Below are 14,425 nucleotides of genomic sequence, written 5' to 3' on the forward strand. Positions count from 1 at the left end.
CAACAGGCGCCCCGCGCGTTTTGCTTTCTGCGCGAGTCAAATACATCGGACAATCAAGGGTTTACTCGTAGTTTTCAGATAACCAGCAAACCCTATAATCGACGGCCATGCGAACCCGAGCCGTCACACTCACCGAGCAGGTCACCCGCCAGCTTCGCGCCGACATCGAAAGCGGCGCCTACCCGGTCGGCAGCCGCCTGCCGACCGGCAAGCAGCTGGCGCAGCAGTACGGTGTCAGTGCGGCGGTCATCCGCGAGGTCACCGAGCACCTGCGCTCGCAGGGCTTTGTCGAGACGCGCCAGGGCGTGGGCTGCACGGTGCGCTCGCGCATCGGCGCAGCCGGGTTCCAGTTGCCGCGCGAGCCGGACATCGATCGTGCCGCGCTAGCGGACCTGTATGACCTTCGGCTGGACCTGGAAGGCTCCGCGGCTGCATTGGCGGCCGTGCGGCGTACGGAAGCCGATTTGCAGGACCTGTCCACCCTGCTGGAGCGGTTGCGTGAACATCTCTACGATCCGCAGCCTGCCGCGGATATCGACGCGGCCTTCCATATCGGCATTGCCGCCGCTACGCATAACCCCTATTTCCGCCAGCTGCTGCAATACCTGAACCTGCAGCTGCACCAGGCCGTGGCCACGGCGCGTGCCAATACGCTGCGGCAGGAGCGGCTGCCCGAGACCGTTCATCGCGAACACGAAACCATCTTCGAGGCCATCCGCGCCGGCGATGCCGCAGCGGCGCGCGCGGCTGCCGTGACGCACCTGCAATGCGCCGCCGCGCGGCTCGGCCTGACCCTGCGCGCACGCGCCTCCGACGCCCAACCCTGATCCGAGCCTTCCCATGGAAACTGGCACCTTGCTTCAGCGACTCACCGAAACCCTGGGCGCCGATACCGTCCTCATACGACCCGACGACATCGCCCCCTGGCTGTCGGACTGGCGCGGCATCTACCACGGCCACGCGCAGGCCGTGGTGCGTCCGCGCACGGTGGACGAAGTCTCGCGCTGCCTCGCACTGTGCCAGCAGGCCGCGGTGCCGGTGGTGCCGCGCGGCGGCAATACCGGACTGTGCGGCGGTGCCACCCCCGGCGACCAGCCGGCCAACGTGGTGCTGAGCCTGGATCGCATGAATGCCATCCGTTCGCTGGATACCATCGCCAATACGTTGGTGGCCGAAGCCGGCTGCATCCTCGGCAATCTGCGCCGCGCCGCGGCGGACGCCCATCGCCTGCTGCCGCTGAGCCTGGCCGCCGAAGACTCGTGCCAGATCGGCGGCAACCTTTCGACCAATGCCGGCGGCGTCAACGTGGTGCGCTACGGCATGACGCGCGAGCTGGTGCTCGGCGTGGAAGCCGTGCTGCCGAATGGCGAGGTCTTCCACGGCCTGCGCACGCTGCGCAAGGACAATACCGGCTATGACCTCAAGCAATTGCTGATCGGCGCCGAAGGCACGCTCGGCGTCATCACGGCCGCGGCATTGCGGCTCTTTCCACGCACCGACACGCGCAGCGTGGTGCTGGCGGCTGTCGCCTCGCCCGCGCAATCGCTGGAGCTCTACGAGCTGCTGTTCGAGCAATGCGGCGCACGGCTGCAGGCCTTCGAGTTCTTTACCGGCGACTGCCTCGACCTGGTACTGACACATGCGGAAGGCGTGCAGGAACCGTTCGCTGAGCGCTACCCGGCGTATGTGCTGGTGGAACTGGCGGACACTACCGATGAAGACGCACTCAACGCGCTGCTCGAACGCGTCATCGGCGACGCGCTGGAGCGCGGCCTGTGCCTGGACGCCGCGGTTTCCGCTTCGCTGGCCCAGCTGCAGGCACTGTGGAAACTGCGCGAAGAGATCTCCGAGGCGCAGCGCGCCGACGGGCCGCACCTGAAGCACGACATCTCGCTGCCGATCGAGCAGATCCCGGCCTTCATGGCTTCGATGCAGGCACGGCTGCGCGCTCAGGATCCGGCCATCCGGCCCTTTATCTTCGGGCACTTCGGCGACGGCAACCTGCACTACAACCTGTCGCGCCCGGCTGGCGCCGCGAAGGACTGGGCTGCCACGCAGGGCGATGCCGTGACCGACGCGGTGCTGGATGAGGTCATGCGCTACGGCGGCAGCATCAGCGCCGAGCACGGTATTGGCCAGCTCAAGCGGCATGCCTTCCTGCAGTACAAGGACCCGCTGGAGCTGCGGCTGATGCGAGAGATCAAGCGCGTGTTCGACCCGGCCGGAATCATGAACCCCGGCAAGCTGCTCTGAGCCGTATCTCGAAGAGACGAAAAAAACGCACCGGTGACGGCGCGTTTTTTTCAGACCGGAAGACTCGGGTCAGATCCCACGCGCTTGCTGCGATGCCAGGATGGCATGCGCGCCGCCCGGTGCTTGTGTGAGGTTCGGCGAGGACGGAAAGGAGTGCGGAGGCTGCGGCGTGGACGGCGAATGCTCCAGCCAGTCCTTGACACGGGTGGCATCAGCAAAGCGCGACAGCTTGCCCACCGAATCCAGGAACACCATCACCACATTGCGGCCGTTGACCTTGGCCTGCATCACCAGGCACTGGCCGGCTTCCGAGATGAAGCCGGTCTTCTGCAGGCCGATGTCCCAGTTGCCACCACGCACCAGGCGGTTGGTGCTGACATAGTGCTGCGTGCGGCCCAGCACATTGACCTCATGCTCGGTCTGCGTCGAGAACTCGCGGATAGTCGGGTTGCGGTAGGCCGCATTGACCATGCGTACCAGATCCATGGCGCTCGACACGTTGCTGCTCGACAGGCCGCTCGAATCCACGAAGTGGCTGTCGTTCATGCCCAGCTCGCGAGCCTTGCGGTTCATCGCCTGCACGAATGCCGGCAGGCCGCCCGGATAGCTGCGGCCCAGTGCCGAGGCGGCACGGTTCTCGGACGACATCAGCGCCAGCAGCAGCAGTTCCTGACGGGTCAGCTGCGTGCCAAAGCGCAAGCGCGAACTGCTGTGCTTTTCGGTATCGCGGTCGTCTTCACTGATGGTGAGCACCTCGTCCATCGGCAGTTGCGAGTCCATCACCACCAGCGCGGTCATCAGCTTGGTGATCGAAGCGATCGGCAGGACCGCGGTGGGATTCTTCTGGAACAGGACTTCGTTGGTGCTTTGGTCCATCACCAGCGCCACGCTGGAACGCAGCGCGAGTGCGTCTGCGGTGTCACGCAGGCCCATCGCTTCGCCGAGCGACGGCTTGGCAGGCGTGAAGACGGCACGCACAGGTGCTGCCCGTTGCATGACAACGACCTGGCGCCTGCCATGCTTCAGTACCACGACTTTGCGCGTGGAACCGGCATTGGAGGATTCTGCCTTGGCCGTCTTTTTCTCGGCTTTAACCGATTTTGTCTGCTTTTTGGCAGTTTTCTGAGTAGTAGTCGACGTGCTCGCCGCATTGGCAACGGGCACCGCCAGCATCGACGCAGACACCAGCACGGTGGTGGCGACGGCACTCAGGGGCATGGAGCCGAAGAATCTGGAAAAAAAGGAATCAGACCGGAACATGATTCATTCAGCGCTTAAGGATGGCGCTAGTGTAGGAAATAACGAAATTGTTAGCAAGATTAAAGACTTACAGAAGCTACTTAAAGTTCGATTTGCAAACATTTCCACATTGCGGAAAATATTGACATTACGTCACGCGCACAATCGAAAGCGCTCCGGCTTTTCCGCTACATACCCTTCAGGAACAAGCCTGCCAAACCAAACACTCCCAATATCTCACTTCCCTAGTATGTATATCGTTACACATTGATACAAACATCTCTATGAGAGGAAACGCGCAAACCCGCTTACCGGTTCACGTTCCGTACTCAACTTATTCTCTATCGCAGCGGGATCCGCATAGCCAAGGGACATCCCGCATACCACCATCTCATCGCCCGTCAATCTCAGGTGATCGGCAATTACCTTGTGAAATTGAGTAAAAGCTGCCTGCGGGCACGTGTCCAGGCCGCGCGCTCGCGCCGCGATCATGATGCTCTGCAGGAACATGCCGTAGTCCAGCCAGCTGCCCTGCTCCATGATCCGGTCGATGGTGAAGATCATGCCGACCGGCGCATCGAAGAAACGGAAATTGCGCGCGTGCTGCTCACGCATCCGCGCCTTGTCCTCGCGGCTGATCTGCAGCAGGCCGTACAAGTCCCACCCAACCTTGCGGCGACGCTCCAGGTAAGGATTGACCCATTCGCGCGGATAGTACGGATACTCTTCCAGGTATTTGCTGTCGCGCTCCGGATCGTCGTACGCCGCCAGCACGTCGGCACATAGCTTTGCCTTGGCCTCGCCCGACAACACGTAGACGCGCCACGGTTGCGTGTTGGTGCCTGACGGCGCACGGCTGGCCACGGCGAGGATCTCTTCCACCATCGTGCGCGGCACCGGCGTGTCCAGGAACGCGCGCACCGAACGGCGCGTCAGGATGGCCCGGTCCACGACCTCTGCTGCGTCCGGGCATGCTTGTTGTGTCGCCTGCGACATCTGCGTCTTCTCCATACCGTATCAGCCGTGCGCGTGCGCGCCGCCGGCCAGCAGCGGCTCCAGCGCCCGACGCAGCGGCTCGGGCAATGGCACCGGACGACGCGTGGCGCGGTCGACATAGACATGGACGAAATGCCCCTGCGCCGCCGCGATCTCGTTGTCGCCACTGAACAGGCCGACCTCGTAGCGCACGCTGGACGTGCCCAGCCGCGCCACGCGCAGGCCCGCCATTACCGTGTCCGGGAAGCTCAGCGACGAGAAGTAGTTGCACTGTGTCTCGATCACCAGGCCAATGGTGGATCCCGACTCGATGTCGAGCACGCCCTGCCGGATCAGGTAGCTGTTTACGACGGTATCAAAATAACTGTAGTAGACAACGTTGTTGACGTGGCCATAGACATCGTTATCCATCCAGCGGGTTGTGATTGGCTGGAAGTGCAAATAGGCACTGCGGTGTTCGGCATGCGGTTTCATGAACGTGACAAGAGCAGGAATGGATCGGATGCGCTACCCGGCGACCGGCATCGTCAGCGCCGGATGACCAGTGCTACGCCGGCAGCGGCAAGTCCCATGCCGAGTGCCGCCAACGGCGGAAAGCGTTCGCCGAACAACAGCCACGCCATCACGGCCGTGGTGGGTGGCGTGAGGTACATCAGGCTGGAAACCCTTGTGGCCGCGCCTCGCCGGATCAGCAGGAACAGCAGCGAGATCGCGCCGATCGACAGGGCAACCACCGACCAAGCCAGCGCGCCGATCATCTCGGGCGTCCATTGCACCTGGCGGGTTTCGAACAGGAACATGAACGGCACGCAGGCCAGCGCCGCCGCGGCGAACTGGATCACCGACCCCATGCGCAGGTCGAACACCGGGCAAAAGCGCTTCTGGTAGATCGTGCCGATCGTGATGCTGAGCAGCGCCCCGCTGGCGAGCAACAGACTGGCCGGCGACAGGCCGCTTGCGCTCAGCTTGTTGGCGACGACCAGGCCTACACCACCAATGCCGAGCAACAGGCCGAGCCACTGGCGCCCGGTGACGCGCTCGCCCAGGCGGGCCATCACCAGTGCTGTGAGGATCGGCTGCATGCCGGCGATCAGCGCCGACACGCCAGCCGGCATGCCGAGCTTGACCGCTGCCCATATCCCGCCGAGATAGCCAGCCTGCAGAAAGAGCCCGGCTACCGCAATATGCCAGACCATTCGCCAATCGGTGCGTGTTGCCGCCCCTTCCTTGTGTTGCGGCAACGGCACGCGCGCGACCACCACGAACGGCACCATCAGCACCAGCACGCCAACAAAGCGCAGGAACAGGAAGGTCATCGGCTCGGCGTGCGGCATGCCGTATTTGGCGACGATGAAGCCGGTGCTCCAGATCAGCACGAACAGCCACGGCATGCTGACCATCCACAGCGTGGCGCGGCCGCCGCCGACCACGCCACGCTCCTCCGCGGCGGCCCTCATGAAGCCACTACCTGTTGCGCGTAGCGCACGTGATATTGCGCGGCCAGCCGGATGGTCTGGGCGTGGACCGCAACAGTGTCCTCGATCTGGTTGCCATAACCACCCGCCATCGCGACTGCCACGGGCAGGCCGCGCGCCAGTGCCGCCTCGAAGACCAGCGCATCACGCTGCGCAAGGCCCGCCATGGTGAGCTTCAGGCGCCCCAGGCGGTCGCCCTCGTGCGGGTCCGCGCCGGCCAGGTAGATGATCAGGTCTGGCGCAAACCGCTCAAAGAGGGTCTCCAGCGCCGTCTCGAGCGCAGCTGCATAGGCCTCGTCGCCGCAGCCGTCCGGCAAGCCCACATCGAGGTCGCTGGCCTCCTTGCGGAACGGGTAGTTCTTCTCGCCGTGCAGCGACAGCGTGAACACGGTGGGATCGCCGCGCAGGATCGAGGCCGTGCCATTGCCCTGGTGCACGTCGAGGTCGACCACTGCCACGTGCCCGACGCTCCCCTCCCGCTGCAGGACGCGCGCCGCGATCGCCGCATCGTTGAAGACGCAAAAACCACCGCCCTTGTCCGCGTAGGCGTGATGGGTGCCGCCCGCCAGGTTGACGGCGACGCCGTCTTCTATCGCGGTGCGGCAGGCGGCGATGGTGGCACCTGCCGAACGCCGGGAGCGCTCGACCATCGCGGCGGACCACGGGAACCCGATCTCGCGCTGGCGGGCCGCATCGAGCGTACCCGCGGACGCGGCTGCCACATACTCGGCCGTATGCGCCAGGAGCAAGGCGTCGTCACCGGCCCGCGGCGCCTCCACCAGTTCCACCCCGGGCACCTGCCCGGCTACGGCATCGCGCAGCATGCTGTACTTGCGCATCGGAAACCGATGGCCAAGTGGCAGCGGCAGCACAAAGTGGTCGGTGTAGAAAGCAAACATGGGGGGTCGGGCGGGTGAAGGCGTCGGCTGTGGCATTAATATCCGGCGCGCAGGAAGTCTGCGATGGTAGCACCGCTGCCAGTCAGGGTCGCTCCGGGCGCGGCACGTATCCCCCGAAGCACACCGGAATCAGGGTTTTCCCGCCCTCTTGTGCAATGCACCAAATATTCCTTGACACGGATTTTTGTTTCCCTAGAATTGCAATTGTTGCGGCGCACCAAATCGATCGGAAAGCGCCCAACCCATACATCGCCTGGGCCGGCTGAAACGGGATACGAGACCGTCACAGCATTGACATCTGGGCGGCTTAATTTTCTATTTTGCTTGACCTTGAAGTTCACCACTGGAGACCAGCAATGATCCTCACCCCGGAACAAGTTGCAGCAGCGCAAAAGGCAAACCTCGAAACGCTGTTTGGCCTGACCACCAAGGCTTTCGAAGGCGTTGAGAAGCTTGTCGAACTGAACCTGCAGGTTGTCAAGACGACCTTCGCCGAGAACGTCGACAACGCAAAGAAGGCCCTGTCGGCCAAGGATGCCCAAGAACTGCTGGCCATCCAGGCTTCGCTGGTTCAGCCGGTTGCCGAAAAGACCCTGGCCTACACCCGCCACCTGTATGAAATCGCTTCGGAAACCCAAAGCGAGTTCACCAAGGTTGCTGAAGCCCAGCTGGCCGAAGGTTCGAAGAACGTGCAAGCCCTGGTCGACAACTTCGCCAAGAACGCCCCGGCCGGTTCGGAATCGACCGTCGCCATCGTGAAGTCGGCCATCTCGGCTGCCAACAACGCCTACGAGTCGGTCCAGAAGGCCACCAAGCAGGCTGTTGAAATGGCCGAAACCAACTTCCAGGCCGCCGCCAGCGCCGCTACCAAGGCTGCCCAGCAAGCCAGCGCATCGGCCCGCACCGCTGCTGCCAAGAAGACCACCGCTGCCTGATCGCGCAAGCGACTGACAGCTCCGATGGACCGGCCCCGTGCCGGTCCGTTGGCAAAGCGCACCGGACCTCCGGTGCGTTTCCCCAACGATGACTGCAGTACCGGACTCTGCCGTGCTGCATCCACGTGCCGATGTCTCCTCGGTACCCCGGTCTCCTTGTATTCCAAAGGTATCGTTAAGCCCGACCCCATGGTCGGGCTTTTTTTTGGTTTTTTTGCCGATTTGTGGGGCTGGGTGCTGATGTGTCTGAGGGTGGTGGCTGCGGCTTGGCTGCTGTCGAAGGTCGACGGCCCGCGAGCGGCGTGCCTACGGCAAGAGTTTTTGGACCACAACCGTGGTGCGCGATTCGGCTGCGCATACCGACGAGCCTCAAGCTTCGTACCACTCCGCTCTCACCAGGTCGGGAGGACGGCCTGTCAATGCCTCGCGCCGTCTCGTTACCACGCGGCAGGCATCGTAGCTATGCCCTGAAGCCCATACCCGTACAAAAACGCCGGCAGACTACGATAAGACTCCCGCCCGGCGGGCAGAAAGGCGCTTTTTGCCTCCTTTTTGGCGCCGTCAAAAAGGAGGTCGCCGGCTACGCCGGCGAAACAGCAGCGCATCCAAGAACCCAGACCCGCAATCCGGCGAAGAGCCCTCTTTTCTGCCCGCTCCCGCAACTGAGACTGCCCGCAATACCACCCCACAGCGTCCACCCGCTTCACTCCCCCGCCCATCCGGAACGCCACACCATAGTCCCGAGGGGTTCTGCTTGCCCAATTCCAGACCGGGCGACTATCGTTAGCTAGGTGCCGACCCCGGCATTCTGAGCTACCCGGGGCCAGGCCATGGCCCGCGCATCGAGGCGCAATGGCTTGTCATGCGCAAGACATTTCCATCAGGGAGAAGTCATGAAGAAGCACAGCCATATCACGACCTACATTGTCATCGCAATGATCCTTGGCGGCGTGGTCGGCTACGCGTGCCATGTTGCCTTCCCGGATCCCAGGATCGCGAAAGACGTCGCCGGCTACATCTCGATCTTCACGGATGTCTTCCTGCGGCTGATCAAGATGATCATCGCGCCGCTGGTGTTCTCCACGCTGGTGATGGGCATCGCGCATATGGGGGACGCCAGCACCGTGGGGCGCGTCGGCGTCAAGGCGCTGGGCTGGTTTATCACCGCTTCGCTGGTTTCCCTGACGCTGGGCCTGATCATGGCAACGCTGCTGCAGCCAGGGCAGAACATCGGCCTGCCCCTGCCGGAGGTCGGCGCTGCCACCAATCTCAAGACCAATGCCTTCACGCTGAAGGATTTCGTCACCCACCTTGTGCCGAAATCCGTGGCCGAGTCGATGGCCAACAACGAGATCCTGCAGATCGTAGTCTTCTCGATCTTCTTCGGCACGGCGCTGTCCACGCTTGGCGAAGCCGGCAAGCGCATGGCCGGCGTGATCGAAGACCTGGCGAATGTGATGCTGAAGATCACGGGCGCCGTGATGTGGCTGGCGCCGATCGCGGTCTTCGCCGCCATCGCCTCGACCGTGACAACGCAGGGCCTGGGCATCCTGGTGACGTTTGCCAGGTTCATGGGCAGCTTCTACCTGGCCCTGTTTGTGCTGTGGGGGCTGCTGACCCTGGCGGGCGTGGTGTTCCTTGGCAAGCGCGCCTTCACCCTGATCAAGCTGATCCGCGAACCGTTCCTGCTGTCGTTCTCCACCGCCAGCTCGGAAGCCGCCTATCCCAAGATGCTGGAGGCGCTCGACAAGTTCGGCGTCAACCGCAAGATCTCCAGCTTCGTGCTGCCGATGGGCTACTCCTTCAACCTCGACGGCTCGATGATGTACTGCACGTTCGCGGTGCTGTTCATCGCCCAGGCCTATGACATCCACCTGCCGTTGGGCACGCAGATCACCATGTTGTTGCTGCTGATGCTGACATCCAAGGGAATGGCCGGCGTGCCGCGTGCGTCGCTGGTTGTGATTGCGGCCACGCTGAACCAGTTCAACCTGCCTGAGGCCGGCCTGCTGCTGATCATGGGGGTGGACCAGTTCCTGGACATGGGCCGGTCGGCGACCAACGCCGTGGGCAACTCGATCGCCTCGGCGGTCGTGGCCAAATGGGAAGGCCAGCTGGCCAGCGAGTCCACGCTCGACCAGGGGGATCAGGGCGATACCGGCGGCGAGCCGGCCTCGCTGCACAAGCCAGACACCGCGCAAGCGTGACCAGCCGGGCACCCACCTTGGAGGAGCGCTCATGTACTTCACGCAAGCTCGCCGGCCAGGCCGGCCCGGCCGCCCGGTGCTGCGGATGGCGATGGCATTGTGCCTTGCGGCATCTGTTGGCATCGTTTTGGCGCAAGAGCCCATCGAACTGTCCGGCACGCTGAAGAAGGCCAAGGAAACCGGTGCACTGACCATCGGGTACCGGGAATCATCGCTGCCGTTCTCGTACCTGAACCAGATCGGCCGGCCGATCGGATACTCGATCGATATCTGCACAGCCATTGTGCAGGCCGCGGGGGCCGAGGTCGGCCGCGAGCTGGCGATCAAGTGGGTACCGGTGACGTCCGAGAACCGCTTCGATGCCATCACCTCGGGCAGGATCGACCTCGAGTGCGGATCGACAACGCGCAATGCAGAGCGCCAGCAACGTGTGGCGTTCTCACCCGTGGTCTTCATTGCCGGGACCAAGCTGATGGTGCCGCACGGCTCGCCGATCAAGTCGTTCCGTGACCTGAAGGGCAAGACTGTGGTTGCCACGGCCGGCACCACCAACGTGGATGCGATCGAACGCCTGTCCACTCAGTTCAAGCTGGGCCTGACAATCATCCGGGCACGCGATCACGCGGATGCATTCGAAGTCCTGCGGCATGGCGGCGCCGATGCCTATGCGGGGGACGACGTCCTCCTGTATGGCTTCCTCGCCAAGTACGGCGCGGGCAAAAAGTACGACATCACCCGCGATTTCCTCTCGTACGACCCCTACGGGATCATGCTGCGAAAAGGCGATCCGCAGTTCCAGGCCGTCGTGGACAAGGCCGTGCGCGATCTGATCACGTCCGGGGAACTCGAACGCCTGTACAAACAGTGGTTCCTGAACCGGCTGCCCACCGGCGAGCGCCTGGGCATTCCCATGAGCGGGCAACTCGAGGACGTCATCCAGGCGACGCCGGAGCAGCCGGATTAGGTCAATGCCCCAGATGCAGCGACGTCGGCTGCGTAAGGGTCTCTGGACGCAGGATCTCGTCAAGCTGCTCCCTGGTCAGCAGGCCGCGTTCCAGCACGACGTCGTACACGCTCGCGCCGGTGGCGTGCGCCTGTTGCGCGACGGCCGTGGCATTGGCGTAGCCGATGTAGGGATTGAGCGCGGTGACGATGCCGATCGAGTTCTCCACCGATGCCCGCAGGCGCGCCTCGTTGGCGGTGATGCCCTTGACGCAGCGCTCGGCCAGCGTCAGGCAGCCGTTGCGCAGGTGGCTGACGCTCTTGAACAGGCTGTGGGCAATGATCGGCTCGAAGGCATTGAGCTGCAGCTGGCCGGCCTCGGCCGCGAAGCTGACCGTGACGTCATTGCCGATCACCTCGAAGGCGATCTGGTTGACCACCTCCGGGATCACCGGGTTCACCTTGCCCGGCATGATGCTGGAGCCCGCCTGCATGGGCGGCAGGTTGATCTCTCCCAGGCCGGCACGTGGCCCGCTGGACAGCAGGCGCAGGTCGTTGCAGGTCTTGGACAGCTTGACCGCCACGCGCTTGAGCACGCCGGACAACTGCACGAACGCGCCGCAGTCCTGGGTGGCCTCGATCAGGTTGGGCGCGGTGATCAGCGGAATCCCCGTGATCTCCTGCAGGCGCTTGAGCACCAGCGGCGCGTAGTCAGGATGCGCGGTGATACCGGTGCCGATGGCCGTTGCGCCCATGTTGATCTCGCAGATCAGCAGCGCGGCCTCGCGCAGGCGCTGCTCGTCTTCGGACAGCATCACCGCGTAGGTGCTGAACTCCTGCCCGAGCGTCATGGGAACGGCGTCCTGCAACTGGGTGCGCCCCATCTTGAGCACATGCTTGAAGGCTTCTGCCTTGTCCTCGAAGGCACGCCGCAAGATCCCCATGGCATCCACCAGGCCGGCGATGCCGAACCACGTGGCAATCTTCAGGGCGGACGGATAGACATCGTTGGTACTCTGGCCGATGTTGACATGCTCGTTGGGATGCAGGAACTGGTACTCGCCCCTCTGGTGGCCAAGCAGTTCGAGGGCGCGATTGGCGATCACCTCGTTGGCGTTCATATTGGTCGAGGTGCCCGCCCCACCCTGGATCACGTCGACCACGAACTGGTCGTGCAGCTTGCCTGCCAGCAACTCGGCGCAGGCGCCGACGATGGCGTCGCAGTGGGGCTTGTCCAGCAGTCCGAGCTCATGATTGGCGAGCGCGGCGGCCTGCTTGATGGAAGCCAGGGCGCGAATCAGTTCCGGGTAGATCGAGATGGGCGTGCCGGTGATCGGGAAGTTCTCCACCGCCCGCAGCGTATGTACGCCGTAGTAGACGTCCTGTGGCACCTCGCGGTCGCCAAGCAGGTCGTGTTCCGTTCTGAAGGCTCCGGCAGTCATCGGTCGCTCCTTGCGTGCAGGCGTCTGCGCTGAATTACCAGCGTAGACAATCAGGCGCAAGCTGGCGAGCCCGATGCCGGTTTTGCCTTGGAAAAGCTCACGGAGCCAGCCGAACCGGACCCACCTGGTTGCCGGCCGCTGCTAGGCGGACGGGACGAATTTTAGGCGGTTAATTGCATAACTACCCAAAAGGAAACCCGCCATTGGCGGGTTCCTTTGTCCGGCAACAAGCGCGATCAGCGCTTGCGCGGCGGCGGCACGTCGGTGCAGGTGCCTTCGTAGATCTCGGCGGCCATGCCGATCGACTCGCCCAGCGTCGGGTGAGGATGGATGGTCTTGCCGATATCGACGGCATCCGCGCCCATTTCGATCGCCAGGCAGACTTCGCTGATCAGGTCGCCGGCGTGGGTGCCGACGATGCCGCCACCGATGACGCGGTGGGTTTCCTCATCGAAGATCAGCTTGGTGAAGCCCTCGTCGCGGCCGTTGGCGATGGCGCGGCCCGAAGCGGCCCACGGGAACACGCCCTTGCTGTACTTGATGCCCTTCTCCTTGCACTCGTCCTCGGTCAGGCCGGCCCAGGCCACTTCCGGATCGGTGAACGCCACCGACGGGATCTGCTTGGCATCGAAGTAAGCCTTCTCGCCGTGCGCAGCTTCCGCGGCCACGTGCGCCTCGTGCACGGCCTTGTGGGCGAGCATCGGCTGGCCGACGACATCGCCGATCGCGAAGATGTGCGGCACGTTGGTGCGCATCTGCTTGTCGACATCGATAAAGCCGCGTTCGGTCACGGCCACGCCGGCCCTCTCGGCGCCGATGCGCTTGCCGTTGGGCGCGCGGCCCACCGACACCAGCACCAGGTCGTAGCGCACCGGCTCGGCCGGGGCCTGCTCGCCTTCGAACTTGACGTAGATGCCGTCCGGCTTGGCTTCCACGCCGACGGTCTTGGTCTTGAGCATGACCTTGCCGAAGCGGTCCTTGTTCTTCTTTTCCCAGACCTTGACCAGGTCGCGGTCGGCGCCGGTCATCAGGCCGTCGAGCATTTCCACGACGTCGATCTCGGCACCGAGCGTGCTGTACACCGTCGCCATTTCCAGGCCGATGATGCCGCCGCCGATGACCAGCATCTTGTTCGGCACTTCGGGCAGCTCCAGCGCGCCGGTCGAATCGACGATGCGCGGATCTTCCGGAATGAAAGGCAGCTTCACCGCCTGGCTGCCGGCGGCGATGATGGCCTTCTCGAAGCGGATCACGGTCTTCTTGCCCGTGGTGTCCTTGCCGGTGCCTTCGGTCGCGTCCACTTCCAGGTGATGCGGATCTAGGAACGTGCCCACGCCGCGCACCACCTGCACCTTGCGCGCCTTGGCCATGCCGGCCAGGCCGCCGGTCAGCTTGCCGACCACCGAATTCTTGTAGTGGCGCAGGCCGTCCAGGTCGATCTTGGCTTCGCCGAACAGGATGCCGTGCGCGGCCAGTGCCTTGGCTTCGTCGATCACCGCTGCGTTGTGCAGCAGCGCCTTCGACGGAATGCAGCCGACGTTCAGGCAGACGCCGCCCAGCGTGGCATAGCGCTCGACCAGCACGGTATTCATGCCCAGGTCGGCCGAGCGGAATGCCGCCGAGTAGCCGCCGGGGCCGGCGCCCAGCACGAGCACGTCGCACTGGATGTCGGCGCCACCGGCGTGGCTTGCAGCGGCGGGCGCCGGGGCCGGGGCCGCCGCGGGGGCGGAGGCTGCGGCTGGTGCCGGAGCGGGCGCGGGCGCCGGCGCTGCCGCGGCCTGCGCCTCGACAGTGCAGATCACCGCGCCCTGGCCGACCTTGTCGCCCACCTTGACCCGGACTTCGACCACCTTGCCGGCGGCCGACGACGGCACATCCATGCTGGCCTTGTCCGATTCGAGCACGATCAGCGACTGTTCCTGCTCGACCGTATCGCCGGCCTTGACCAGCACCTCGATCACTTCCACCGCGTCGAAATCGCCGATATCCGGCACCTTGACTTCGATCACACTCATGCTTTGCTCCTCAATGCGCGCC

The 14,425-nt window shown here is 64.0% G+C and carries 13 protein-coding genes; 5 read left to right on the forward strand and 8 right to left on the reverse strand.

Annotation, left to right across the window (positions count from 1 at the left end; genetic code table 11):
• Positions 1–107: 107 nt before the first annotated feature.
• Entirely contained in the window at positions 108–827 is a 720-nt protein-coding gene (locus RM96_RS00290; protein WP_039006441.1) for a FadR/GntR family transcriptional regulator, read from the forward strand.
• Between the two features lie 13 nt (positions 828–840).
• Positions 841–2,253, forward strand: coding sequence for an FAD-binding oxidoreductase (locus tag RM96_RS00295; RefSeq protein ID WP_039006442.1), 1,413 nt, complete (start codon positions 841–843; stop codon positions 2,251–2,253).
• A 69-nt stretch (positions 2,254–2,322) separates the two neighbouring features.
• Here the strand turns inward: RM96_RS00295 and pbpG are convergent, their stop codons facing one another.
• The 6 genes from pbpG to RM96_RS39755 form a co-directional block, all read right to left on the reverse strand.
• A complete protein-coding gene (gene pbpG, locus RM96_RS00300; protein WP_039006444.1) occupies positions 2,323–3,513 on the reverse strand; it encodes a D-alanyl-D-alanine endopeptidase in 1,191 nt (396 codons plus the stop codon).
• Between the two features lie 261 nt (positions 3,514–3,774).
• A complete protein-coding gene (locus RM96_RS00305; protein ID WP_039006446.1) occupies positions 3,775–4,488 on the reverse strand; it encodes a nitroreductase in 714 nt (237 codons plus the stop codon).
• A 21-nt stretch (positions 4,489–4,509) separates the two neighbouring features.
• Complete coding sequence (locus tag RM96_RS00310; protein ID WP_039006449.1) at positions 4,510–4,962, reverse strand: acyl-CoA thioesterase; 453 nt, start codon at positions 4,960–4,962, stop codon at positions 4,510–4,512.
• A gap of 53 nt (positions 4,963–5,015) precedes the next feature.
• Positions 5,016–5,945: a DMT family transporter gene (locus RM96_RS00315; RefSeq protein WP_052279244.1), complete on the reverse strand. Its 930-nt coding sequence runs from the start codon at positions 5,943–5,945 to the stop codon at positions 5,016–5,018.
• Positions 5,942–6,862 (reverse strand): histone deacetylase family protein, encoded by a 921-nt coding sequence (locus RM96_RS00320; RefSeq protein WP_039006453.1) that lies wholly within the window; start codon positions 6,860–6,862, stop codon positions 5,942–5,944. Before RM96_RS00320 ends, RM96_RS00315 begins: the two co-directional genes overlap by 4 nt.
• A gap of 35 nt (positions 6,863–6,897) precedes the next feature.
• Positions 6,898–7,203, reverse strand: a complete 306-nt coding sequence (locus RM96_RS39755) for a hypothetical protein (RefSeq protein ID WP_238587022.1) — start codon at positions 7,201–7,203, stop codon at positions 6,898–6,900.
• 15 nt (positions 7,204–7,218) lie between these two features.
• On the opposite strand from RM96_RS39755, the gene phaP1 reads away from it, so the two are divergent.
• The 3 genes from phaP1 (at position 7,219) to RM96_RS00340 (ending at position 10,968) form a co-directional block, all read left to right on the forward strand.
• Positions 7,219–7,797: a TIGR01841 family phasin PhaP1 gene (gene phaP1, locus RM96_RS00325; protein WP_039006455.1), complete on the forward strand. Its 579-nt coding sequence runs from the start codon at positions 7,219–7,221 to the stop codon at positions 7,795–7,797.
• Positions 7,798–8,690: 893 nt separating this feature from the next.
• On the forward strand, positions 8,691–10,004 hold the full coding sequence (locus RM96_RS00335) for a dicarboxylate/amino acid:cation symporter (RefSeq protein ID WP_039006459.1): 1,314 nt from the start codon (positions 8,691–8,693) through the stop codon (positions 10,002–10,004).
• Between the two features lie 85 nt (positions 10,005–10,089).
• The gene (locus RM96_RS00340) at positions 10,090–10,968 is read left to right on the forward strand and encodes an amino acid ABC transporter substrate-binding protein (RefSeq protein ID WP_039006541.1); all 879 of its coding nucleotides are present in this window, start codon (positions 10,090–10,092) and stop codon (positions 10,966–10,968) included.
• 1 nt (position 10,969) lies between these two features.
• On the opposite strand, the gene aspA is transcribed toward RM96_RS00340, so the two are convergent.
• Together aspA and lpdA are read right to left on the reverse strand one after the other, a co-directional pair.
• A complete protein-coding gene (gene aspA / locus RM96_RS00345; RefSeq protein ID WP_039006461.1) occupies positions 10,970–12,388 on the reverse strand; it encodes an aspartate ammonia-lyase in 1,419 nt (472 codons plus the stop codon).
• Positions 12,389–12,624: 236 nt separating this feature from the next.
• The gene (gene lpdA / locus RM96_RS00350) at positions 12,625–14,403 is read right to left on the reverse strand and encodes a dihydrolipoyl dehydrogenase (protein ID WP_039006463.1); all 1,779 of its coding nucleotides are present in this window, start codon (positions 14,401–14,403) and stop codon (positions 12,625–12,627) included.
• Between the last annotated feature and the right edge of the window lie 22 nt (positions 14,404–14,425).

Origin of the sequence: Cupriavidus sp. IDO, from assembly GCF_000812465.1 — a bacterium.
Lineage (GTDB): Bacteria > Pseudomonadota > Gammaproteobacteria > Burkholderiales > Burkholderiaceae > Cupriavidus.